Consider the following 17,258-nt stretch of genomic DNA (forward strand, 5'->3'; position numbering starts at 1 on the left):
AAATATTTATGATTATATCTAAAAACGCTTTAAAATCCAAAAGGCGTGGAAAATGCCTCGCGCCCGTGCGTAGAATTTTACGGAGTTGAAATTTTACTTCTTTTATCGCGTAAAATTTCATCTGCCTGCGCGAAACTTACCGTCGTACAAATGGCGTTAAAATCTGCTGCCCAGCCGAATAAATTTTATTTTCATACCTGACTGCGGCTGCAAAATTTTGTTTGCATACGACCATAGCGAAATTCTATCTGCGCCCGAAGGAGCAAAATTTTACTCCAAATTTCGTCGTGCTTAAAATCGTAAAATTTCGCGCCGTAGAATTCTGTAGCGACAGACATTTCGGCTTTCTATGCGACGGAATTTCGTCCAGCGCTTGCGTTTTGAAATGAAATTTTGTCTCGGTGCGGATTATATTTATCGCGCGTGTTAATGGAATTTTGCGGTAATTTAAAATTTCGCGCTGCGGCAGACCTTTGTTGCGGCGAGATTTTATCGCAATAGAGCTTATGCGCTGCGGCGGATAATCCTAGCGCCGCGCGCAAGCCCATTAAGAAATTTAAATACGACGATAAAACCTGCTACTTAAAAAACCTCAGCGCGCAAGCTCTTGCGAAATTTTAAATCGCAAGACTATCTATTTCTTGTGGCAGCCTCGTAAAGCGGCAAGACTTTCGGCATCACCTCTTTTAGATCGGCGATGCGATCTTCGTTTGAAGGGTGCGTGGACATAAATTTAAGTGGATGGCTCTCGTTTAGCCTATTCATCTTCTCCCAGACGTTTATCGCCGCCCTCGGATCGTATCCTGCGCGCGCCATCAGCTCAACGCCCATCAGATCGGCCTCCGTCTCATGCGTGCGCGAAAACGGCAGCGTGAATGTGTACTGCGCCGCCATGTTCAAAGCTGCTGAGCCCAGATCTCCAAGCCCTGCTGCAGAGCTTGCTACGGCGATACCGACATCTTTCATCTGTTCAGTCGAGGCTCGCTCGCGGCTGTGTTCGCGCAGTGCGTGAGACATCTCGTGCCCCAAAATAGCAGCCAGCTCGGCATCGGTAAGCTTAAGTTTTTCGATGATGCCCGTATATACGACGATGCGACCGCCAGGCATACACCAAGCATTGATCGTAGGGTCGTTGATGACGTTTACCTGCCAGTTCCATTTCAGTGCGTCTTTGCGAAATGCGCCGACTTGAGCGATTAGGCGCTTCGAGATGCCTCTAACGCGATCAGTTAGCTTTTTATCGGTATTTAGGACATGTTTGGCGTTTGCTTGGGCGGTAATCTGCCTGTAGGCAAGCGCGGCACTTTGATCCATTTCAGCTTCGCTTACGGTGATGAATTGTGAGCGGTCGATGCCTACGGCGCCGCCTTGCGTGGTGCTCGCACAACCGCTAAAAATCATCATCGCAGCAAAGGATATTAAAAGAGCTAATTTTTTCATCTTTTCTCCTTAAAATTTTGCGGCGATTTTAGCGAAATTTGATTAAATTTTTAGAATTTTATTTTGGATTGCTGGATTTTGCAGACGGGATCTATTTGGAATTTGCCGTGAAATTTAAGGACGGCCGTCGCCTTTAAAATAGAATTGGGCTTTGTAATTTAGCGATAAAATTTAGCGGTGATTTCGCAGAATTTTATCGCGGCGTAAACGAGGCATTGCTATGTGAAAGTAGTGGATTTATCCAAATCCAAGTGCGACGTTGTATAAATAAGGCGCCTCTGCGCCCAAATAGAGCGGGGGTGCGGTTTTAAATTTACGCAACGATAAATCCGGTAGAATTTTATTTACACCAGGCGCTCGACCCGGGCGCAGCAAGATCGGTTTAAAATTTATGCGATCAAATCGTGCGATAAAATGGGCTCGGATGTCGCTATGATTTGAGGTGAGTCGCGCTAATCTTTTACGGTACATAAATTTTTAATTACTAATTTGGTAAAAGCCAATACGCCGCATCTTACGCTGCAGTGAAAATGATCGCAGAAATGCCAAACGCCAAGACGCCTTTTCGTAGAATTTATCTCGTGGGATTTCATTTGCGCGCGTCGGGATAAAATTTCAAACTGCAAGCCGTACCGTATCATTTTGGATGGAATTTTAAAATTTTGCGCGTTTAGAATTTTAAAATTCTGCTACGCAAATCTACGCGATGAAATTTCAAGCTTAAAAATCCGCGCCGTTTTTTGGAATTTTATATATGCTCTGACAGCTATAAAATTTTACACTTAGAATTTTATCACTGCGGCAAGATTTGATTGGACCGGGGTCTCGCATCGCCGTAGGATTTTTGGCGGCACGGAATTTTGCAGCGCGCATCTAAATTTAGTTATGCAAAATTCGTAAAATTCTTTATCGACATGGAATTTTACAGCGCCGTTAAAGCGCATAAAGAATTCTGCGCAGGCCTCGCAAACTCTAACGAAAGCTCCTTTCTTTTAGGGCACGCGAGCTTTAAGGCATGCTAGTATAGGCATGTGAGTAAATTTTGCAGCGCAAAGCAGCGAGCGCCGAGTGTTTACCGTTAGGGATTTCGCGCCCGCGGCGCCCATTTAGTCCTTTTTGGACTTTAGCTTGGCGATCGTTTCTTTTGCGGCCTCGTAAGCCTTGGCGCTCATCTCGCGCGCTCTTTCGCTTACGTTTTTAGCGACGTCGGAGCTTTTTAGCTCGGCAAATTTTTGGCTCATCTTCTTTTCAAATTCGCTAAGCTCTTTTTTGATTGCGTCCAGTTTCTCGTCCAGATCGAGGTTTTCGATGATTTTGGCGCTTTTTTGGCTCAGTTCTTGAGTGATTTCGCGCGCCTTGGCACTCGCCTTTTTTGCGCGCTCGCCAAGCTCGATCTCGCCGATTTTGGCGCTTAGCTGATCGAGTAGATCGCTTGAAATTTTTCTAAATTTAGCCAAATAGCCTCCGAATTCTTCATCGGCGATCTTGGCGATCTCGCTTTTAGCGGGCTCCTCCGAGCTTGCGACCGCATCGCTTAAAACTGCGTTAAATAGCTCGCTCATCTGCGAAATTTGAAGTCTTTCGTTCTCTAGGCTCTGTGCGTCGCTTGCTGGCGAGAAACTTAGCTCGTCGCGGTATCTTTCGGCGGCTTTGTTTATGCCGTCGTAGCAGCCTAAAATCGCGCCTCTAATCAGCGCAGAGGCTGTATTTTTGCTCTCGTTTGCGACGAAAATCGCGCGATTTATGATGATTTTTGAAATTTCTTTTGTACGGAATTTCGTAAATTCCCCGTCGCCTATAGCCGAAAATGCGATGTTTTTCGCCGTCTCGTGCGCGGTATCCTCGATGTCGGTGCCGCTTTCGAGCACGCTTATGAAGGCCAGTTCGCTCGCTTCTTTCAGCACGTCCGCAAGCGGAAGTTTGCTCGCAATCGCTCGCTGTAGCGCCGCGCCTATGCGCTCTTTTGCTTCTGTTTCGCTTGCGTTTTGCAGCGCGGTATCTAGATCGTCGTAGCTGCGCAAAACAAGGGTTTTAATCGCCTTTTGTTTACAAGCGATCTTTTTGCGCAGATCGTCGTAGTCGTAGATGAGCTTGTAAAGAGCCTGCTCGTCCTCGTCACACAGCGCCTTTTTAACGCTGTTAAGTAGGGCTTCTGCCGTCTCATCGCTAAGCGCGCCCGCGTCTTTTAACTCGGCTGCGAAGTCTAGGATTAATTGCGTGCTTTTGGCGCTTTTACTCTCGTCGTCAAGCTCACACAAAGCCTTCGTGGCTTCTTGCAAGGCGAGCTCTTGCACATATGAGGCTAGCTCGGCTTGTGGAATTTGTGCGAGATCGGCGCCGAATTTTTTGATTATTGCTTCTTTCATTTCATCTCCTGTCACAATACATATTTAAAGTGGGCTTTTAAGCGCTCGAAAATTTCGTTTCGATGTAAGTCGTCTTTAACGAAAACGCTTACGTTGAAGCTCATATATTTGCCGCCGTTTGAAAAGCGCGAAAAGTCTATTTTGTAATTTTCGCCCTTTAAAATTTCATCGATCTGCTCGCGCTTTTGGGTGCTTGCGTCTAGGATGATTTTATATTCCCAAAAAAGTGGATAGTTGATTTTCGGCTTTTCAGCCCCTAATATACACGCCACTCTTGCCCCCCTCTTTGCGCTGCAGCACGACGTCGGTGATCTGCATCGATTTATCTATCGCTTTTAGCATATCATAAATCGTCAGTAGCCCCACGCTTACGCCCGTTAGCGCCTCCATCTCGACGCCGGTTTTGCCCGTGATTTTTACAGTTACGAAAAGCTTAAACGCGCACTCGCTCGCAAGCTCCTCAATATCGGTTTTAATAGAAGTAATCGTAAGCGGATGGGTCATTGGTATTAATTCGCTCGTCTTTTTAGCACCCATTATCGCGGCAACGACGGCGGTTTGAAGCACGGGGCCCTTTTTAGCCGTGTTTTGCTTGACGGCGGCAAACGCCTCCGCGCTCATGCGGATGATACCGCTAGCGGTGGCTACGCGCTCGCTATCATCCTTGGCGCCGACATCCACCATGCGCGGCATATTGTTTTCGTCGATATGTGAAAGCATAAAATTCCTTGTAGTTTTTGGCGGGATTATAGCAGAATTTCGGGCATAAAAAAAGCCCGAGCTTTTAAACTCGGGCTTCATACAAAAAGGAGGTTTTATCTTGTCGGACGAGAACGATTATACTACCTAAACAGTAAATAGAAATAAAATATATCCTTTTTAGGCGAACTCTTTCGCGCTTAATTTATAGCCGTTTTTAAAATTTTGATGAAATTTGACGACTTATTATGACGCACTGCGCGGGAATTTGAATGGTTAGCGAAATGAAACCGAGCCAAAGAGCGATTAAATTTAAAGCGGACGCTTGAAGGACAAAGATAAAATTTAAGTGGTATTTGAGATTATTTCATCTTGAAGCGAGGGTTTAAAGAGGATCGAGCGGGGCGCTCCGTCAAGGTGCCATAAACAAAACGCTGCAAAGGCAAAACGGACTTAAATTTTAAATAACTTTTGCTTTAATTTAAGTCCGCCTTAATTAAGCGCGAGGTTTTTGCGCGCAATACAGCATAAATTTAAACCCTTCACGCGAACGCCGTATTGTGCAGGCACGGATTAAAATAGCGCGCGCAAATTTAAATATCGCCGCGCAAAATCCGGTCTGCGTTTTAAATTTAGCCTCGTTTAAATTTTAAACGTTTTTAGTAGGCTGCCTAAGCTTAACCCTTTATCTTCGCCGTTTGAGCCGCTTCCTAAAAGATTGCCTAAAAAGCTACTTGCGTCGTTGATATCGATTTTACCGTCGCCATTTACGTCAAGCTTGGCGCTTGCGATTTTGCCGATCAGCGCACTAAAATCCACGCCTTTGCTATCGACGGCGTTTGCTTGCACGTCCTCGCCGCCGCCCAAAAGTCCACCCAGCATCGAGCCTAGCGAGCTAGATCCGCCGCTTTCGTTTTTGCTTAAAAAATTTGAGCTAATGCCCGCAATTATCGCATTTATCTGATCGTCTGGCAGATCTACGCCTAAAAATTTCTCGATAAACGCAACCGGACCGCTTTGAAATTCTCTTAAATTTTTATCGTCGCTTTTGAGCGCCGAGACCATATTTACAAGTCCGTTTATGTCCATTTACGCCTCCTTGATCTTGGCTTTTGGGGCCTGTTTTACAATAAGTTCTATTACTTTTAGGGCGTCCGCCTTGGCCTCAAAATCCTTGCTAATGGCGATGATCTGTCCGTTGCTAGCCGTTAGGCGGAAGCGAACCTTGTCTGCTTTATCAGTGTAAAGCTCAAATTTCGGATTGTTTAGCCTTTCGCCGCCTGAGATTTGATCCTCGATCTTATTTAGCGCGGCGTTTTTTGCGACGCTTTCGATGCCGTTTTTGCAAGCGGCCTTGCTCGTGTAAACCTCGGAGGTACATAGCACGTGTCCGTCATAAAGTAGATCGAATTTGCAGCCGTCCTTAGCATCTTTGATTAAAAACTCAGCCATTTTTCATCCTTTCGTAGAAGATATCGTTATTTTAGCTAAAATTTTAATAAATATTTTTAATAGGCGCGGAATTTTCTGCTAAAATTGCGCACAAATTTCATTTACAAAGGATCATAATGATAAAGGCTCTACGTTTTAGCTTGATTTTCGCCGCTACTTTAGGATTTGGCGCGGATGAGAGCGATGCATTATTTAAGGACATAAGGACGCGTCTGGGCTGCAATCTAGCCGCACAGGACTGCGAGACTAACGCGGGCGGGCAGAAGGCGCTCTTTAGCGTAGCGCGCCATCCGATCGAAGCGGGAGCAAACGAGCTAAAAATAAGCGGAATTTCGCGTGAGCTGAAAAATCCGAGCGTTAAAATTTCGGGCGTGAGTATGAATATGGGCAATGCGGAATTCCCGCTAAAGCGCAACGCAGACGGCTATGAAGCGACGCTTGACGTTGCAGTGTGCACGCACGCCGTAATGCGCTACAAACTTGAAATTTACGAGGATGGCGAGCCTAGTGGGCTTTTTGTGTATTTTGATCTGCGAAAGCGCGCTACAGATCGAGACCGCGGCGAAGACATCCACTTGCATCACCACGAGCATTAGACGCATCCCGTTTATACGCGGGGTAAAATTTACGCTTCTTTGAGACGTCTGCTAAAATTTACATGCTGCTCGGAGAAAATTTTATAAATTTTAAAGCGCCGCTTGCGATAAATTTTATGCGTCTTTTGGGCGACGCACGTCGCGAGTGGATACGGGCGCCTGTGCGAATACGCGGCTAGCCGTAGCGACCTAGGTGCTCTTTATAGGCGTTTGCAGGCAAAATCTCTGCGATTTGTCGCGCATTCGCCGCATGTGTTTCGTAACCGCTACCGCGGCACATCAAATTTAGCCTCTCGCCGCCTTTAAATTTTAAAATTTTTAAAATTCGCTTGCGTTTCATACGCCTAAGCTACGCGGAATTTTGAAATTCCTTGTATAATCTGAAGCAAATTTTAAATCTAAGGAAAGCTATGCAAATATTAAGACAAAAGCATTTTAGCGGCGAGCGCGCGCTGTTTTGCGCAAAGGATCTACGGATCGAAAATTCCGTCTTCGGTGAGGGCGAGTCTCCGCTAAAACACAGCGCAAATATCGTCGCGCAAAACTGTAAATTTGAGTGGAAATATCCGTTTTGGTACGCCGAAAATATCCGCGCGCAGGACTGCTTCTTTGACGAGATCGCGCGCGCAGGGATCTGGTATAGCCGCGGCGTGGTGCTAAAAGACTGCCTCTACGGCGCACCCAAGGGGCTTCGACACGTAAAAGACGCCGCGCTGCAAAACGTAGAATTTCATGATGCGCAAGAGACCTTGTGGCACTGCAGCGACGTGTCGCTTAAAAACGTCACCGCAAAGGGCGCGTATTTCGGGCTTGATTGCGAAAACTTAAGTATTGAAAATCTATCGCTCTTCGGAGATTACTGCTTTGACGGCTGTAGAAACGTAACGATCAAAAACTCCAAGCTCCTATCCAAGGACGCATTTTGGAACTGCGAAAATATCGTGGTCGAGGACTGCTTCATCGTGGGCGAGTACTTTGGATGGAATTCTAAAAATGTAACGCTGCGAAACTGCAAGATCGAGAGCCTGCAGGGCTTTTGCTATATGCAAAATTTACTCTTGCAAGACTGCGAGCTGATAAATACTACGCTAGCGTTTGAATACAGCGACGTCCGTGCCGAGATAAAAGGCGCAATCGATAGCGTCAAAAATCCGAGCAGCGGGCTAATCCGCGCGGCAAGTATCGGCGAGCTGATCCTAGATGGCGCAACGGACGCGTCTAAAACTGAAATCATTACTGAATTAAGGGCGTAAGATGGGACTTTTTGATTTTATAAGTGGCAAGGAGAAATACGACTTCGACACTCTGCCGAACCGCCGCGGCACGAAGTCGCTTAAATGGGATGTAGGCGAGAACGAGCTTCCGATGTGGGTCGCGGATATGGACTTTGCCGTAGCGCCCGAAATTATCGAGGCTCTGCAAAAGCGGCTAAATGAGCGAGTTTTGGGCTATTCGCTTGTAGATGATGAGTGGCGCAGCACATATCAAGCCTGGTGGCTCGCGCGCCACGATTATGAAATCCAAAAGGAGTGGCTAATCTATGCTAGCGGCACGCTGCCTGCGATCGATTCGATCATCCGTAAGCTCACCTCGCTCGCCGAAAACGTGCTGCTAATGAGCCCCGTTTACAACTGCTTTTACTACTGCATTAAAAACGCCGCCCGCGTGCCTATGGAAAATGAGCTTGCCTATGCTAACGGCGATTATAGTATCGATTGGGAGGATTTGGAGGCTAAGCTTGCCGATCCGCAGACGACGCTTTTTATCCTTTGTAATCCGCACAATCCGGTCGGCCGCACCTTTAGCAGAGACGATCTTGCCCGCATCGGCGAGCTGTGCGAGAAGCACGGCGTTACGGTGCTTAGCGATGAGGTGCATTGCGATCTGACCGAGCCGGGCGTATGTTACACGCCATTTGCTGCGGCAAGCAAGAGCTGCGAGAGGATTTCGGCCAGCATAATCGCGCCCACGAAGGCGTTTAACATCGCGGGGCTGCAAAGCGCGGCGGTCTTTGCCGCAGATAAGCGCTTACGTCATAAAATTTCAAAGGCGCTAAATTCCGACGACATCGCCGAGCCGAATTTTTTTGGAGTGCAGGGTGCGATCGCCGCATTTACGAAGGGTGCGCCGTGGCTGGACGCGCTGCGCGAATACCTCAGCGAAAATCGCAAATTCGCGGCGGAATTTATCGCGCGCGAGCTTCCGCAGGTGCATGTCGTGCCGCAAGACGCGACCTATCTGATGTGGCTCGATGCGGGCGCTTATACGCAGAATAGCGCGGAGCTTGCGCGCTTCATCCGCGAAAAAACGGGGCTATATCTCTCCTGCGGCGCGCAATACGGTAAGGGCGGCGAGAGATTTTTGCGCCTAAATATCGCGACTTCTAGGGCGCTGCTAAAAGACGGGCTAGGGCGGCTGAAAGAGGCGCTAAAGATTTGCCCGCATTAAGCAAGCTGTGGCGCGGCAAGGACGAAATTTAAAATTTATAACGGCCAAATTTAAAGCGGCGGAGCAAATTTTAAAATTTTGCAGTAGGGCGCGAGCTTTGCGCTAAATTTAGCGACGATCAGGCTGCGGTGCGCGGTTAAATTTAAACATTTGCGCGACAAATGAACTGGCGCTTAAATGCGCTACAAAAGGCGGATTATGGATAGAAACGGCGATCTGGAAGAGCTTTACCTGCTTGAAAAACGGCGCGAAAAGTTCGCGCGCATTAGCAAGCTCGTCTCATTTTTGATAATCCTGCTACTGCTCGGGCTTTACGTGCTTTTAAATACCAGAGCAGAGCCCGTTTCGTTTGATATAAACTGGCTTATAATCGCGCTTTTCATCATCTTCCCCCTCTTAAACGGACTGCTCTACCGCCTATTTTGCGGCTTAAACTTTGGCAAAAACGGCGGTACGCAGCGCGCAAATTTTGATAAATTTAGCGACTTCGACACGGCGCAAGACAGGGGCACGCTAGGGCAGGGCGCGGCGCAAGATGGGCAAATTTTAAGCGCCGATGCGAAAGAGGGGCGGGTATTAAAAGCTGAAGTAGGCGAGGGCGGTAGCTTCGAAAGCAGTGATAGCCGCGAAAGCGCTACTTACGGGAGGCTTGAACCCAAAACCACCGAAGGTGAGGGCGGAAGTGAAAAAGACGGCGCAGCCGGATCAAAATTTAACTTTCTAGCCGATCTGCAGAGCCTGGAGGATGAGCGCGCGGCGCTGCAAAAATCGGTGAAAAAGGCCGGTCTAATCGCCGTTGCCGTAGGGACCGGCGTGGGCGCACTGGTGGCGCTCTTTTGGGAGGAGATGGCGGTCGGAGCATTTTTCGGCGTGGCTGTTTACGGCGTCGCGAGCGCTCTTTTGACGGCGAGCAAAAGGCGAAATTTCAGATCAAATTTTAAAAGCAGGGTCGTCGCGAGCATCGCAAAAAGCTTCGGGCTTAGCTACGATGAAAATGGCGGGCTGGGGACGGATGAGTTTTTTGAAATTTACGACTGCTATATAAACGAACAATCGAGCGAGGATATGATGAGCGGGGAGGTGCAGGGCGTGCGCGTTAGATTTAGCGACTTTTACGCCGCCGAAAAGGTGCGCACCAAAAACGGCACTCGTACCGATGTAAAATTTCAAGGAGTGCTTTTCGTCGCGGACTTTCACAAAAGGCTTAACTGCGAGGTGCGGGTATGTCACAAAAACTCGCGAAATCTGCGCAAATACGGGCAGCGAGCGAATATGGACGACGTGAAATTTGAGGAGTTTTTCGACGTCTATACGACCGATCAGGTAGGCGCGAGATACGCCCTGACGCCGCTTTTGATGCAGCGACTGACGGAGATCTATCTAAGACTGGGCTCTCAGATAAACGCGGTGCTAAGGGAGGATAAAATTTACGTGGCGATCGAGACCTGGCGCGATAATTTCGAGCCTAGAATCGACTGCTCGCTAAAGCAGGACGCCACGATAGCGCTTTACGTAGATGAGATCGGCGCGCTTGTGAGTATCGTGAGCGAGCTAAATTTGAACCGCAAAATTTGGAGCGAATGAGGCAGGCGGCGGCGCGGTAGAGTATGGCAGAGGTGGCGGACCGCATACGGCTCTGGCGACACACAGATATGCAGACAAAGCGCTCTGAATCGTAGGCTTAGAGCGGTACAGATGCGCTGTATAGCTGAGCGTGGAAATAAACGTGTCGTGCGGATTGTGCGTTTAGGTGGATATGTGATCGCTCCTTCGCGCGAGCCAATCGAAAGATGGAACGCGCACAGGGGGCGTTCGTATAAGACTTTACAAGTCGCTTTGAGCCGATAAAATTTTATAAATTCTTGCTCCGTTTAACGAATGGGCGCTTGCGATCTATCATCGCTCGCACGGCAAAATTTTTATCGCACGAGCAGTTTGCATTAGAATTCTACTATCGCTTGAAATTTATGCTACGAGCGCGACTTAAAATTTGCCGCGACGACGAGCGCTAGGTCACGTTTCGGCTCGGCAAAAATTTACTCGGCGGCTAAATTTACCGTGCGAGAGCAAAACTTTGCCGCTAGATCGATAAATTTAGCTAGCTTATAAAAGCGCTCGCCGCCTATGGGCGTTTACAGCCGCCGTTCGGCAAAGATACGGCGGCTCATCGCTGCAAAGTCGCAGGGCTGACAATTGCCCCGCTAAACTAGACTGTGAATCTAAATTTATAGCTTCCCGCCCTCGATTACGACATCGTCGGCCTTGATGTCGTCGCCGTATACCGGCGCCAGCGTCGCATCGTAGTCGGCGTGGAAAAATTTCTCGTCCGCGAGCTTTACGATTAGATCGTCAAGCCATTTGCGAAGCTCGTCGTTACCCTTTTTGACCGCAGGCGCGATGACGTCCTGATCGCCTAGCGAGCGGATACCTACCTTAAAGCCAGGGTTTGACTTCGTCCACGCAAACAAAAGCGTATTATCATGCGCGATCGCATCGCCCCTGCTGTCCAGCATCGCACCGAAAGTCTCGGTATTTTGGTCAAATTTTAAAAGCTTGATCTCGGGATGGTTTTTCGTAAAATACAGATCTGCGGTCGTGCCCTTGTTGATTAAAAGCGTTTTATCCTTAAGCTGCGAAACATCGGTGATATCGCCATTCGGGCTTGCGACGCCGAGGGCTACCTTCATATACGGCAGCGCGAAATCCACGACCTCCTTACGCTCCGGCGTGACGGTGAAATTTGCAAGCGTGATATCGACCTTATCCGACGCCAAAAATTCCGCGCGATTAGCGGCCTCTACGAGCACGAACTGAACTTTGCTCTCATCGCCCAAAAGCTCCTTTGCGATACGTTTTGCAAAATACACGTCATATCCCGCGTTTTTGCCCGTCTCGTCGATGTAACCAAACGGCGGCTTGTCGCCGAAAACCGCGATCCTTACTACGCCGCGCTTTTTAATCCCGTCGATATAACTTTGCGGCGCGGCGGAACCTTGCGCGGAATTTGAGGAGCCTTTGCCCTCGTCGTTGCAACCTGCGAAAAATAACGCACCTAAGATAAAAAGCGTGCTTAGCGTTTTTTTCATCTTTTCTCCTTTATTAAAATTTATTTTTTAAATTCGAACATATTTAGAAATTTCTTCGCGCGCTCGCTCTTCGGAGCGGTAAAGAACGCCTCCGGCTCATTGATCTCGACGATGCTTCCCTCATCCATAAAAACTATGCGATCGGCTACGGCGCGTGCAAAGCCCATCTCGTGCGTTACGATTAGCATCGTCTGTCCCTCTTTGGCGAGATTTAGCATTACGTCGAGCACCTCGCGCACGATCTCGGGATCAAGTGCTGCGGTAACCTCGTCAAAAAGCATGATCTTAGGCTTCATCACAAGGCTTCGTACGATTGCGATACGCTGTTTTTGCCCGCCGCTAAGCTCTTTGGGGTAGGCTCGCTCTTTATTTTCTAGTCCTACGATTTTGAGCCAATGCCTGGCTAGCTCTACAGCTTGCTCGCGCGGTACGCCTTGGACTTTCACGGGACCTAGGATTATATTATGTAGCACATTTAAGTGGTCGAAGAGCTCGTAGCTTTGAAAGACCATGCCGATCTTTTGTCTGATCCTGCGCCAGTCTGTGAAATTTTGATCGATCCGCTCACCTTCGATTATAAAATTTCCGCTTTGTACCGGCTCTAACCCGTTGATCGTGCGAAGTAGGGTGCTTTTGCCGCAGCCGCTAGGGCCTAGGATCACAACAACCTCGCCCTGCGCGACGCTAAGGCTGACGTCCTTTAGCGCGTGCAGCTCGCCGTAAAATTTATTGACTTTATCGATTTTTAAAATTTCCATCAGCTCCACCTATTTTCTAGTTTTTTAGAAAGCGCCGAGATCGGATAGCAGATCAAAAAATATACGAAAAATATCGCTCCGTAGATGATTAGCGGCGCGTAATTGTCGCGGAAGACATTCACTTCGATGATCTGCTGGCCTACTTTGACGAGCTCGATGACGCCGATGAGTACGGCGATCGAGGTTGTTTTTATCATCCTGCTGAATAAATTTATCGTCGCGGGCACCAGGCGCCTCATCGCAAGCGGCAGGATCACGTAGAGATAAATTTGAGATCTGCTAAATGCGAGCGCTTCGGCGCTTTCGAACTGATGCTTAGGAATGCTAAGCACGGCGCCGCGCACCAGATCCATCATCTCAAAAACGCCCCAGATACTAAAGACTATGATCGAAGCCGCGATATTTGAGATGTGTATGCCAAAAGCCTTGCTCGCGCCGAAATATACGATGAATAGCCAAACGATGGGCGGCATGATGCGCACGATCTCTAGGCAAATTTTAAGCGGGATGTATAAGGCTCTGCGCCCAGAGGCCATTAAAATTCCAAGTACCAAGCCTAGGCCGAGCGAAACCGCGATTGAAATGAGCGCGATTTGCAGCGTGACCCCGAGCCCGCCAAGAAGCCTGATTAAATTTTCGCCGCTTAAGAGTTCCATCGCTAGCCTCTCATATACGCAAGGCGCTTTTCAAGCAGCGTAAGCGCTAGCGAAAGCGGCAAGATTATGATCAGATACGAAACGCTTAACATAAATAGCGCCTCGTTCGTCTTGTAATACAGCCCGATCACGTCCTTTGCGGCATAAACGAGATCGGCGAGCGCTACGATGCTAACGATCGAGGTTTCTTTAAGTAGAAAGATTATGTTTGCGCTGATGGAGGGTAGGGCGATCGCAAAAGCGCGCGGCAGCACGACGTAAAACACTATCTGTGCTTCGCTAAGGCCTAGGCTCATCGCGCTTTCGATCTGGGATTTTTTTATCGCCTCAAAACCGAGCCTAAAGCTCTCGCTCATATAGCTTCCGCCCAAAAATGCAAGACCTACAATCGCGCAGGTAAAACCTGAAATTTGAACACCCAGCTTCGGCAGGCCGTAGTATAGAAAAAATAGCTGAATTAAAAGCGGGGTATTACGCGATAGCTCGATATATGCGCTCACAAGCGGGCTTAATAGAGGCAATCTTTTATATTTTATTAGCGTGCAGATAAAACCGATGATTATGGATAGTAAAATCCCGTAAAATGCAAGCTTCAGCGTTAAAATTCCCGCCTTTACGAACATTGGGCTAAATTTAGCTATAAAATCAAAATCCATAAAATCTTCTTTCCGTGAAATATGCATATTATACAGATAACTGATTAAAATAGTATTAAATCAGAATTTTTTTATAAAGATTCCAGAAATTTAGGAGTTTAAAAATATATCTTATAAATATATTTAGTCCGAGCAGATACCCGGACTATAGAATTTTGACGGAATTTTACGAGTAAAAAATATACGCGTAGCCGGAAACTAAAATCGCGGAAACCACTGCTAAAATTCCGCCACTCCGCACCATTTCCGCCTGGCGAATGCGTCCCGTTCCAAAAACCAAAGCATTCGGCGGCGTCGCTACCGGCATTACGAAAGCGCAGCTCGCGCCTACGCCTATGATGATCGTAAGAGTTTCTTTCGGTAGCCCCATCTGAGCCGCTACTCCCGCAAATACTGGTACTAAAAGTGCAGCGGAGGCGGTATTGCTGGTAAATTCCGTAAGGCAGATGATGAAAACTGCCGTTACCAAAAGTACGATGTAAGTAGGCGCTCCACCGAAAGTGTGCGCGACTAGATCGCCAAGCACCTTAGAAGCTCCGGAATCGCCTAAAACCGCACTTAGCGTAAGTCCGCCGCCGAAAAGCAACAGCACGCCCCACTCGGTGTTTTCGGCGATGTCGTGCCACTTGGCAAGTCCTAGTATGACGATTACAACTGCCGAGCAGATGGCGACGTAAGCATCATCTACTTTAAAGCCCACAAGGGTTGAAATTTGCTTTGAAAATATCCAGCCAAGCGCTGTTAGAGCAAATACGACGATAGTAATAATGCGCTCGCGCGTCCAAGGGATATGCTCCAGATCCATCTCTATTTTATGGCTTAAATTCGGCTTGAAAATTATATAAAGCACCACAAGCATTATTGGCAGCATCACGCACATTAGCGGCAAACCTACCTTCATCCAGTCCGCGAAGCTGTAGTGCAAGGCTTGAGCCACGATTAAATTTGGCGGCGAGCCCACGAGCGTGCCCAGACCTCCAATGCTTGCAGAATACGCGATGCCTAAAAGCAAAAACACGAGCGTGCCGCGATCTTTGCTCTCGTCCATGTTGGCGCAAATTCCAAGCGCGATCGGAAGCATCATCGCAGCAGTTGCGGTGTTTGAAACCCACATCGAAAGGATCGCCGTAGCAAGGCAGATTAAAATCGCAGCTACACCCAAGCGACCGCCTGCGCGGGCGATTAGCCACATCGCGATCTTTTTATCGAGCTTTTGCATATGCAGAGCCGTTGCCAGAGCAAAACCGCCGAAAAAGGTAAAGATCGTAGGGTTTGCAAAATTTGCAAGCGTGCTTTTGATGGTGGCAGCCGTGAAAGTGCCATCTTTAGCGAATTTGCCAAGTCCGATAGCTACCGCAAGCACCGGCACCATAAGTGCGGTTACCGTGATATGCACGGCCTCTGTAAGCCACATAATCGCGATAAAAGCAAGCAGCGCAAGGCCTTTTTTGACATTAGGCTCAAATGGTAGTGCGGCATATAGCGCAAAGCCCACTGCGGCGGCAATCGCCATAATGATGACGCCGCGCTTAGGAAACGGCACGGTGTCGGTGAGCCTGTCTAAACCCAGCTCGTCTACGTCTGAGTTCAGCGGCCCTTGTAAGCGGGAGTTGCGTAACTCCACTTTGTGTTCTTCCATAGATACTCCTTTTTTGGATTTGGCTTATGATACAAAAATGAGGCGGGAATTTTATAAATTCCAAATCAAATCGTCTTAAATTTTTAAAAGTGCAGTTACTATCGGTAACACGGCACTTATCTCGTGTGTAAATTTTAAATTATACATAAAAACGAACAACTAAGTAAGCGCTTTAAATTTCATCACAGATTATTTTTTAATGACACCCGACATTAAATTTGCTAACTGCTCAAGGGAGGCGGCGTAGAATTTCGTCGAATTCCGTGCTGGCAATCGAGATAGAATTCTGTCCTTAGCAAACGAGATAAAATTTTATCCAAGGCGAGTGAGATAAAATTCCAAGTCTTGTCGCGAAATTCATCGAAATTTCAAAAAAAGGATATTATAATCAGCAAATTTTAAACGTGCTTATGAGCGAGCTTGGCGGAAGACGCTCAAAGATAGCAAGCGGTAAAATGGCAAAGCGGCGGCGGAAAGCCCGAAATTATAAATTATAAGGAGAAAATGTGAAAAATAAAATTTTAATCGCGGCGTTTGCCGCTGCGATATGCGTGAGTTCAAGCTTTGGCGAGGGGATATTTTTAGGTATCGAGGGAGATTATTCTTTTAAATCCAGCATCACTACTAAATGGTCTGACGAGGACGATTCTGGCACGAATAAAGATAATAAGGGGCAGGCTGCGCTCGGCTTTAAAGGCGGTTACGATTTCGGTATAGCTAGGGCGTACGGCGAGTACTTGTATGATTTCAAAGCTTCGAAAACTGGCACTGACGAGGACATCATATTTAAACACGAGTGGAATAAGCATAGCTTGCTCGTAGGCGGGGATTTTACGCCTGAGATTACGAATAGCTTTAAACTCGTAGCGGGCGCATATACAGGAGTTTCATTTTTGAAATATAAAATTTATTCATATGACGAATCTGACGGAAGCAGCGATTCGCTTTCAAAGACTCTGCCTGGCTGGGTCATCGGTGCAAGGCTGGGTGGGCTATATAGCTTTGATGAACATAACGAGATTGAGTTTGGCTATAAAGCGGACTATACGAGGTACAAGGCCAGTAAGCTCGGAGAGGGCGTAGACAAGGTGTATGAGACTAACCATGGAATTTATCTGGGGTATAACTTTAAATTCTAAAAATTCTAACGTACTGGCGCAGGATGGGGCGAACGAACTCTCGCTCCATCCGTTTTAAATTCCAAATAATTATTAGATGTCAAATCGCAGAATTGTTTAATCTGAGATTTGCTAGCAATTCAGATGTAATTATATGATAATCAAGGGTGCTGCCGGTACTAGACGTCAAATTTTACCCGCTTGCGCATATAAAATTTTAAAATTTTTAAAAATATCATTACGCAAGCTTAATTTCCTATTTTTAGTGCTATCTGCTAAGCACTTAAATTGATGGAATTTATGAAATTTTACTCAATCTGCTTTTTTCTAAGAATCGTTATAAT

General features: G+C 47.4%; 18 protein-coding genes. 6 read left to right on the forward strand and 12 right to left on the reverse strand.

The genetic code is table 11. The annotated features are described in order from the left end of the window. The first annotated feature begins 221 nt into the window (after positions 1–221). Positions 222–389: a hypothetical protein gene (locus Q0224_RS10075; protein ID WP_297951046.1), complete on the forward strand. Its 168-nt coding sequence runs from the start codon at positions 222–224 to the stop codon at positions 387–389. A 241-nt stretch (positions 390–630) separates the two neighbouring features. On the opposite strand, the gene Q0224_RS10080 is transcribed toward Q0224_RS10075, so the two are convergent. From Q0224_RS10080 to Q0224_RS10105, 6 genes are all read right to left on the reverse strand, one after another. Then, entirely contained in the window at positions 631–1,440 is an 810-nt protein-coding gene (locus tag Q0224_RS10080) for a M48 family metallopeptidase (RefSeq protein ID WP_297951048.1), read from the reverse strand. A gap of 1,106 nt (positions 1,441–2,546) precedes the next feature. Beyond that, positions 2,547–3,806, reverse strand: a complete 1,260-nt coding sequence (locus tag Q0224_RS10085) for a hypothetical protein (RefSeq protein WP_297951050.1) — start codon at positions 3,804–3,806, stop codon at positions 2,547–2,549. Positions 3,807–3,817: 11 nt separating this feature from the next. After that, on the reverse strand, positions 3,818–4,078 hold the full coding sequence (locus Q0224_RS10090) for a DUF493 domain-containing protein (RefSeq protein ID WP_297951052.1): 261 nt from the start codon (positions 4,076–4,078) through the stop codon (positions 3,818–3,820). Continuing rightward, a complete protein-coding gene (gene moaC / locus Q0224_RS10095) occupies positions 4,056–4,526 on the reverse strand; it encodes a cyclic pyranopterin monophosphate synthase MoaC (RefSeq protein ID WP_297951054.1) in 471 nt (156 codons plus the stop codon). The genes Q0224_RS10090 and moaC overlap by 23 nt, the downstream gene beginning before the upstream one ends. Positions 4,527–5,147: 621 nt before the next feature. Further along, on the reverse strand, positions 5,148–5,594 hold the full coding sequence (locus Q0224_RS10100; RefSeq protein ID WP_297951056.1) for a hypothetical protein: 447 nt from the start codon (positions 5,592–5,594) through the stop codon (positions 5,148–5,150). After that, complete coding sequence (locus tag Q0224_RS10105; RefSeq protein ID WP_297951058.1) at positions 5,595–5,957, reverse strand: DUF1508 domain-containing protein; 363 nt, start codon at positions 5,955–5,957, stop codon at positions 5,595–5,597. It abuts the gene before it with no gap. A 116-nt stretch (positions 5,958–6,073) separates the two neighbouring features. Here Q0224_RS10105 and Q0224_RS10110 point away from each other — a divergent pair, with 116 nt between their 5' ends. Beyond that, entirely contained in the window at positions 6,074–6,553 is a 480-nt protein-coding gene (locus tag Q0224_RS10110) for a hypothetical protein (protein WP_297951060.1), read from the forward strand. Positions 6,554–6,728: 175 nt separating this feature from the next. On the opposite strand, the gene Q0224_RS10115 is transcribed toward Q0224_RS10110, so the two are convergent. Next, entirely contained in the window at positions 6,729–6,893 is a 165-nt protein-coding gene (locus Q0224_RS10115) for a hypothetical protein (RefSeq protein WP_297951063.1), read from the reverse strand. 70 nt (positions 6,894–6,963) lie between these two features. Here Q0224_RS10115 and Q0224_RS10120 point away from each other — a divergent pair, with 70 nt between their 5' ends. The 3 genes from Q0224_RS10120 to Q0224_RS10130 all read left to right on the forward strand — a co-directional run bounded on the left by Q0224_RS10120 (position 6,964) and on the right by Q0224_RS10130 (position 10,585). Continuing rightward, positions 6,964–7,806, forward strand: coding sequence for a DUF3737 family protein (locus Q0224_RS10120; protein ID WP_297951065.1), 843 nt, complete (start codon positions 6,964–6,966; stop codon positions 7,804–7,806). A gap of 1 nt (position 7,807) precedes the next feature. Beyond that, on the forward strand, positions 7,808–9,001 hold the full coding sequence (locus Q0224_RS10125; RefSeq protein WP_297951067.1) for a MalY/PatB family protein: 1,194 nt from the start codon (positions 7,808–7,810) through the stop codon (positions 8,999–9,001). 198 nt (positions 9,002–9,199) lie between these two features. Then, positions 9,200–10,585 carry a DUF3137 domain-containing protein gene (locus Q0224_RS10130; protein ID WP_297951069.1) on the forward strand — a complete coding sequence of 462 codons (1,386 nt, stop codon included), beginning with the start codon at positions 9,200–9,202 and terminating at the stop codon, positions 10,583–10,585. Between the two features lie 641 nt (positions 10,586–11,226). Here Q0224_RS10130 and Q0224_RS10135 read toward each other — a convergent pair. The 5 genes from Q0224_RS10135 to Q0224_RS10155 form a co-directional block, all read right to left on the reverse strand. Next, the gene (locus tag Q0224_RS10135) at positions 11,227–12,087 is read right to left on the reverse strand and encodes a cysteine ABC transporter substrate-binding protein (protein ID WP_297951071.1); all 861 of its coding nucleotides are present in this window, start codon (positions 12,085–12,087) and stop codon (positions 11,227–11,229) included. Between the two features lie 20 nt (positions 12,088–12,107). After that, on the reverse strand, positions 12,108–12,845 hold the full coding sequence (locus Q0224_RS10140) for an amino acid ABC transporter ATP-binding protein (protein ID WP_297951073.1): 738 nt from the start codon (positions 12,843–12,845) through the stop codon (positions 12,108–12,110). Next, positions 12,845–13,501, reverse strand: a complete 657-nt coding sequence (locus tag Q0224_RS10145; RefSeq protein WP_297951076.1) for an amino acid ABC transporter permease — start codon at positions 13,499–13,501, stop codon at positions 12,845–12,847. The genes Q0224_RS10140 and Q0224_RS10145 overlap by 1 nt, the downstream gene beginning before the upstream one ends. Before the next feature lie 2 nt (positions 13,502–13,503). Continuing rightward, positions 13,504–14,157, reverse strand: a complete 654-nt coding sequence (locus Q0224_RS10150) for an amino acid ABC transporter permease (RefSeq protein WP_291938807.1) — start codon at positions 14,155–14,157, stop codon at positions 13,504–13,506. 166 nt (positions 14,158–14,323) lie between these two features. Beyond that, positions 14,324–15,670, reverse strand: coding sequence for a DASS family sodium-coupled anion symporter (locus Q0224_RS10155; RefSeq protein ID WP_297951105.1), 1,347 nt, complete (start codon positions 15,668–15,670; stop codon positions 14,324–14,326). 632 nt (positions 15,671–16,302) lie between these two features. On the opposite strand from Q0224_RS10155, the gene Q0224_RS10160 reads away from it, so the two are divergent. Further along, entirely contained in the window at positions 16,303–16,935 is a 633-nt protein-coding gene (locus tag Q0224_RS10160) for a hypothetical protein (protein WP_297951078.1), read from the forward strand. Positions 16,936–17,258: the final 323 nt, after the last annotated feature.

The organism is uncultured Campylobacter sp. (assembly GCF_938002845.1).
In the GTDB taxonomy this organism is placed as follows: domain Bacteria; phylum Campylobacterota; class Campylobacteria; order Campylobacterales; family Campylobacteraceae; genus Campylobacter_B.